The 6,843-nt window shown below is 36.8% G+C and carries 5 protein-coding genes; 4 read left to right on the top strand and 1 reads right to left on the bottom strand.

Annotated elements, in window-relative coordinates:
- From Q0R37_RS15720 to Q0R37_RS14585, 4 genes are all read left to right on the top strand, one after another.
- The coding region (locus tag Q0R37_RS15720; RefSeq protein WP_366517446.1) for a DUF6591 domain-containing protein at nt 1-95 on the top strand (95 nt) is incomplete at its 5' end.
- 437 nt (nt 96-532) lie between these two features.
- Nucleotides 533-1,966 carry a PqqD family peptide modification chaperone gene (locus Q0R37_RS14595; protein ID WP_294755306.1) on the top strand — a complete coding sequence of 478 codons (1,434 nt, stop codon included), beginning with the start codon at nt 533-535 and terminating at the stop codon, nt 1,964-1,966.
- A 40-nt stretch (nt 1,967-2,006) separates the two neighbouring features.
- Nucleotides 2,007-4,364, top strand: coding sequence for an ATP-binding cassette domain-containing protein (locus Q0R37_RS14590; RefSeq protein ID WP_294755305.1), 2,358 nt, complete (start codon nt 2,007-2,009; stop codon nt 4,362-4,364).
- Nucleotides 4,357-5,412 (top strand): radical SAM protein, encoded by a 1,056-nt coding sequence (locus Q0R37_RS14585; protein WP_294755304.1) that lies wholly within the window; start codon nt 4,357-4,359, stop codon nt 5,410-5,412. Before Q0R37_RS14590 ends, Q0R37_RS14585 begins: the two co-directional genes overlap by 8 nt.
- Before the next feature lie 192 nt (nt 5,413-5,604).
- Here Q0R37_RS14585 and Q0R37_RS14580 read toward each other — a convergent pair whose 3' ends face one another.
- Nucleotides 5,605-6,822 carry a site-specific integrase gene (locus tag Q0R37_RS14580; protein ID WP_294755302.1) on the bottom strand — a complete coding sequence of 406 codons (1,218 nt, stop codon included), beginning with the start codon at nt 6,820-6,822 and terminating at the stop codon, nt 5,605-5,607.
- Nucleotides 6,823-6,843: the final 21 nt, after the last annotated feature.

Raw genomic sequence — 6,843 nt, 5'->3', positions numbered from 1 at the left:
CCGTCGATACAGACAGCCTTTCAGCCGCTGATTTGGCGTACTATACCGAGGTGAACGCAAGAATTACGAAAAAACTTGCAGAGGTTGCAGCATAAGCAAAACAAGATGAATAAACCATATTTGCATTACCATGTTGTCGGGTTAATTTTTCCCTTAGCAAAATCTGTCCTGTCGAGTCAAGTATAACAGACTTTTAGAATTTCACTAGTTTTACCTGATTATTTACGAATCCTTTACCGTTCCTATCATTTTATATGTAATAATTCACACTTTTACTTGACTTTCCAAACAAAAAATGCTATAATATAACAAAAGAAAGTGTATCTTTGAGAAAGGAGGATTTGCTATATGAAATATACAAAGCCAGTTGTATTAAAGCCCGTTAAAGGAACTGGCGCTGTATGTGGCAGTGGTCCATGTGGCAGACCGTGTGACAAGAGAGCATAAAATTAGTAGTAATTGATGATAGAAGGGTGCAGTATAGCTGTACCCTTCTATTGGTATTACCATCCTTTGTATGGAGATAGAATATATGTATTATAAAATAAAAAAAAACATCTTATATAGGAAGTACAAAAAATTCGGATATATAACTGATAACTCGATGTTTGGCTACCGTATGCCGTTTGATGACTATTTATATCCTGGTGAAGAATATGTCTCCGAGAGCGGAGCAGTAATACTTAATCAGTTAAATAAAACCCCACAACATATTGATGACATTGTGGATAGGCTTCTTTCTATTTTTATTGATGTTGATTCGGATGACTTAAAGCGTGATATTGTCGAATTCTTTGATATGTTTGTTGAAGCTGGATTTTTAAGCAGAGGCAAATCATATGACGAATGTAACAATAATGATAACTCAAGCATAGGTACTTCCGAAAACATAGGGTTATCAATGCAATCTGCGTCATGTGATTTCGCTGAAAACATTATTAATCAGAATGATCTTCTGAGAAGTCTGCACATAGAGATATCAAATGAATGTAATGAACGGTGTGTACATTGTTATATTCCGCATAAGTATAAAACTAAATCAATTAATCCTGAGCTTTTCTACAGAATTGTCGAAGAAGGCAAGGATATGAATATCATTAACGTTACACTCTCAGGTGGTGAACCATTACTTCACAGGGATATTATTAGCTTTTTAAAAAAATGTCGTGAGCTTGATTTATCAGTAAACGTTCTTTCAAATCTAACATTATTATCAGATGAACTCATAGGAGAAATGAAAAAGAATCCTCTACTATGTGTACAAACTTCACTTTATTCAATGGATGAATCAATACATGACTCTATAACTAAAGTTAAGGGTAGTCATAAAAAAACGAAGAACAATCTTCTAAAACTTTTAGAGGCCGGAATCCCATTGCAAGTTTCATGTCCAGTCATGAAACAGAATAAAGATACTTTCAACGATGTTATTGCTTTTTGCAATGAGAAAGGGATATCAGCAGCGGTTGATTACGTCATATTTGCATCTTATGATCACTCTAATTGTAATCTCGTAAACAGATTATCGTTAGAAGAAATCAGTCGGGCTTTTGATAAACAAGCAACTGATGAATACGTGGACTATATATGTGGTCAGGCTGCTGAAAAATACAAACTTACGGCTCAAGATCCTATATGTTCAATTTGCAGATACTATTTATGTATATCAGCAGAAGGAACTGTTTTCCCTTGCATTGGCTGGCAAGCAAATGTTATCGGTAATCTATATGAGCAATCATTGCGTGAAATATGGGAAACTTCTGATGACATAATCAGACTGCGTCAAATCTCAAGGCAGGAATTTCCAAAATGTGTTTCCTGCGAAGATAGAGGATATTGTACTGTCTGTATGATGTCCAATTCAAATGAAAACAGTGATGCAGATGCTTTCAAAATAAATGAATATCATTGTGATGTAGCAAAGTTGATACATCACAAAATCAATTCATACCTTGATAATAAATGAAATTATTTCCGTCAACACTATATTAAGGAGAGAAAGCGATTTGGAAAAAATCATTATTAGAGACGCTTATGAAAACAATTTAAAACACATAGATCTCGATATTCCTCTAAATGCATTCACTTGTGTAACAGGATGTTCAGGATGTGGTAAATCTTCATTGGTATTTGATACAATCTACGCTGAAAGTCAACGGGGTTTTCTCGAAGGTATGACAGGTAATATTTTTGGGCAAAAACTCATGAATAAACCGAAAGTAGGTACTATTAAAAATCTGCGTCCTGCACTAAATATTTCTCAGAATTATTATAACGTAAACCCACGTTCAACCATCGGCACTACCACAGAAATATCGCATTATCTTCGTTCTCTGTTTGCTATTCTTAACAGCAATAAGAATAGCAACATATCAGAAAGTGTCTTCTCCTCAAACAACCCTAAATCATTCTGTCCGCATTGCTCCGGACTTGGAATAGAAACGGTTGTTTCCAAAGCTCTTCTGATTCCTGACGAAGATAAATCCTTAAAGGACGGTGCCATTGTTTTCTTTAAGGGCAATGCTGATAGCAAGGAACAGAAGTATCTGGAAGCACTTTGCGAACAGTATGATATTGATATTAATAAAAAAATATCCGAATTAACAAAACAAGAGCTATATATCTTACTGTACTCTAATGATAAAATCAAATATAAGTTATCATACAAGGAAGGAAAGCGAAGGAAACAGCATTATGTGTTTCTTCAGGGTGCTGTTTCCGCTATTATGGAACGCGTCACTCAGACCGATAATACTATTTCAAACACAGTGTACACAAAATATATGGAGGACGTCCCTTGTCATATCTGCAAAGGAGCAAAACTCAGAAAAGAAATATTAGATTTCAGGGTCAATGGCTTAAATTATTTTGAAGTCGAAAATATGGAGTTATCTGCATTAAACACATGGCTTATTGAGTTTAATTATGATAATGTATTAAATGCAAAGAAAGAACTAGTTTCTCAGCTTATTTCAAGTATGCTTCGTAAAATTAGTTATCTAATTAAGTTGAATGTCGGTTATTTGTGCTTAAACCGTACCATACCCTCATTATCAGGCGGAGAACGCCAACGTATCCGCATAGCAACACAGCTGACCTGTCCATTAAAAGGATTGCTCTACATTTTAGATGAACCGTGTAAAGGCTTACATTATAAAGATATTAAGAGTATTATACAATCAACAAGAGAACTTATCGATAATAATAATACTGTAATAGCTATTGAACATAACAAACAATATATAGCACATGCTGATAATGTTATTCAGTTGGGTCCTGTCGGTGGACCTAAAGGCGGATACATCATAAATGATAATGAGAACAAATTTGATTATAAATACAAATTATCATTCAAAAAAACTCAAGAATCAAAGAATTATATTACGCTAAGTGATATTAACTTCAGAAATATACAGCACCAAGATGTTCGCATTCCGATTGGAGCGATTACTTGTATTACAGGCGTCTCGGGATCAGGAAAAACGACTCTTACCTCCGTAGTGTACTCCTGCTTTGAAAAGCAAAACAGTGCTTACTGCAAATCATTTGAAGCGGACAACACTATAAAAAGAGTTATGAGAGTAAACCAAGCTCCTATCGGAAAAACACCTCGCTCAACGATCGTTTCATATTTGGATATATATAGCGAAATCAGAACATTATTCTCCAAGACCGATTCTGCCAAAAAGTTAAAATTTCATGCATCATCATTCAGCATGAATGTAAAAGGTGGACGTTGTGAGTGCTGCCAAGGCACAGGACTTCAAAAAATTGAACTCAATTATTTACCAAGTTCATATATTACTTGTCCTGAATGTAATGGCAAGAGATTTAATGATAAAATCTTATCTGTAACATACAATGGAAAAAATATCCAAGAAGTGTTAGAAACACCAATTTTTGATATTATTGAAATATTCAAAGATACTAGCAAGGTGTATTCCGTATTATCCAGCATGATCGAATTAGGTTTAGGGTATTTGAAACTCGGCCAGATGTCAATGAACCTTTCTGGTGGTGAAGCTCAACGCATAAAACTTGCCAAAGTTCTGGGAGTATTATCAAAGGGAAATACTCTTTATATTCTGGACGAACCTACATCAGGTCTCAATGAGCTTGATATTGATCGTTTTGAGAGTATACTGCTATCATTACAAAAGAATGGTGATACTATCATAATTGTAGAACATAATGTCGAGTTTATATCGAAGATCTCTGATTATATCATTGATTTTGGTACTGTTGGAGGAGACGCAGGTGGTCGGGTTACATGTCAAGGCATGCCGCAAGATGTTTTTTATTGTAAGGAATCCTCACTTTATTGTCAAGATTTTATGGAAGGCGAGGCAACTCATAATGTCTAAAATGAACATAAACCAATGTACCGTAACACTTACAAGAAAATGTAATCTTAGATGTAATTTCTGCTATGCTAAAAAAACAAAATATATGGAAAACGACATACTTGAATATAATAATCTTAAAAGCATCATTGATTTCTGCAACGATGGAAAGGTAAAGTTCATAGTTTTTACTGGTGGAGAACCCACCCTTTATCCTTATCTTATTGATGCATTAAGGTATATAAAAAGCAAAGAAAACAAGATGCTGCCTACAATTGCAACGAATGGAATAAGATTGGAAGATTTAGAGTTTTGCAAATTGTTAATAGACAATGGAATAAGTTACATAGATATCTCGCTGAAAGGAAAAGATAGTAAGGAATGTTATGAGCTCGTCGGTCGTGATTGTTATCAACAGCAACTAACAGCAATACATAATCTTGCATCTCTCCCTATAGAGTTCACCTGTTCGATAGTAATAACAGAGGACAACGTTCACTCCCTTTGTGAGACTATTAGAAATGCTTGTAGCTATGGGGCAAAGCAGTTTTCCTTTACATTTGTTATTGATAACGAAAAATCCGATTATGAAAACGAAGTTTATCTAAATGAACATAGTCCATTTGCTTTAATAGAAACCTTCATCTCAAACATCGATGAATTAAATGCTATAACGGAAGAATGGTGGATTGAATACAGCTTCCCTATTTGTGCGTATACCGAGGAACAGTTAGGCGTATTAAAAGGGAAATTGGCAGCGCCTTGTCATATTCATATTGAAAATGGAATAACCTTTGATACTAATATGAATTTAATTCCCTGTAATATGTATTTTCAAAACAAGATAGGGCAATTAGGTGTTGATTTCTCCTCATTTACCGAGTTTGAGGAAGCAGCACATAATCAAATATACCGATCTACAATTAATAAACTTAAAGAATATCCGTCAGATAACTGCAAGTCCTGTAAATACTTGGATTCTTGTTATGGTGGTTGTCCGGTGACATGGAAGAATTATTCACACGATGCATTGATGAAGTGTAAACGCAATTATTATGGGATATTTTAGGGCAACACAGTACAAAAAACGGAAGCAATATAATTCCTCCATGTAAGATAAAGAAGAATTCTATTTACGCGATAAATATGAAGGTAAAACAAGTTAGAAGCAATTCCCTATATTTCGAAAAAATGAGTTTATATCCAATGATAAATTCAGATTCATTTTTGTTCTATAGCAAATATATTCTACACTCTTTTTTTACAACTCAAACCCATCCGTGATGCCGTTGAGCAGCTTCATGTCTCTCTTGACGTAGTAGAGCTCGGTGATTTCGGAGGTGGTGTGGCCGAGTAGGTCTGCTACCTGACGCGGAGTAAGCGATTTGATGTTGCCGTCTTTATCTTTCGTGCCGTTGATTAATCTTGTGGCGAAGGTGTGGCGGAGACTGTGAAGACCTTTTGTTTCGATGCCGGCTGCCTTAAGGATTCTGTAGAATCTTTTGCGGAAGTTGACGGGTCTGGTGACTTCTCCGTGCTCGTCAGGGATGAGCGGGCTGTCTTCGCCGAAGTAAAATTCTTTGCGGAGGTCTTTGATCATTTCGATAGCTGTGTCGTTCAGTGGGACGTCGCGCCTGCTGGTGGCACTCTTGAGTTTGCCGACTATCACCTCTCTCCCACTCTCCGCAGTGACGCCGTCTCGCTTGCTGACCTCTTTTACGCCGCGCTGAATGTGCATGACGCGGTTATCCAAGTCTATATCAGAGTTGAGCAAGCCGAGAGCTTCTTCCGTTCTCATTCCCGTATTCAGCATGAGAATGTAGGCGGCTGCCTGCTGATATTTCCGCTTGCCGTTGCCGAACACACTGAACGCTTCCGCCTTGAATTTTTCAATTTCTTCCTCCGATAGCACTGTAATTGTGTCTGTCGGAGGGAGATTTTCTTTGCCCTGCGCTGACATGAAGTTTGCTTTCTTTATCATCTCCACGTTCGCCATCGGGTTCTTTGTGATGATTTCCTGCTGATAAAGATACCTGAAATACTCGTTGAGGAGAACATAAACCTTCTTGACTGTCGTATAAGCATAGCCCTCAGTCATCCAATAATTGAGCAGCTTTTTGATATCTGCGGCGGTGATATCTCCGATAACCTTTTTTCCAAGTCGAGGATAAATTTGATTTTTAGCAACGCTTTCTGCTCTGTCATAGGTAGTACGCTCTACAGCGGGGAACTTGAAAACCTGTAACCAATTCTGCAAGCCTTCTTCTAACGTCTTTAAGGATTCAACAGAATCGTTCTTCTGCTGATTGAATTCCAAGATATATTTTTTCATTTTCTGATTGACTTCCGACTTAGTGGTGCCCGAAAAGCTCTTTCGTTTCCTCTCGCCTTTCTCGTCAAGATACCACACTGTGCCGCCCCAGCGACCGTCGGTTCTCTTAAATGCGTTGCCGTTTGTCAGGATTTCTCTTTGTGACATGGACTATTCACTCCTCTCTTT

Origin of the sequence: uncultured Ruminococcus sp. (assembly GCF_946415235.1) — a bacterium.
In the GTDB taxonomy this organism is placed as follows: Bacteria; Bacillota; Clostridia; order Oscillospirales; family Ruminococcaceae; genus Ruminococcus.
The sequence above is the reverse complement of the archived record's forward strand: the minus strand, read 5'-3'. Positions and strand labels throughout refer to the sequence as shown.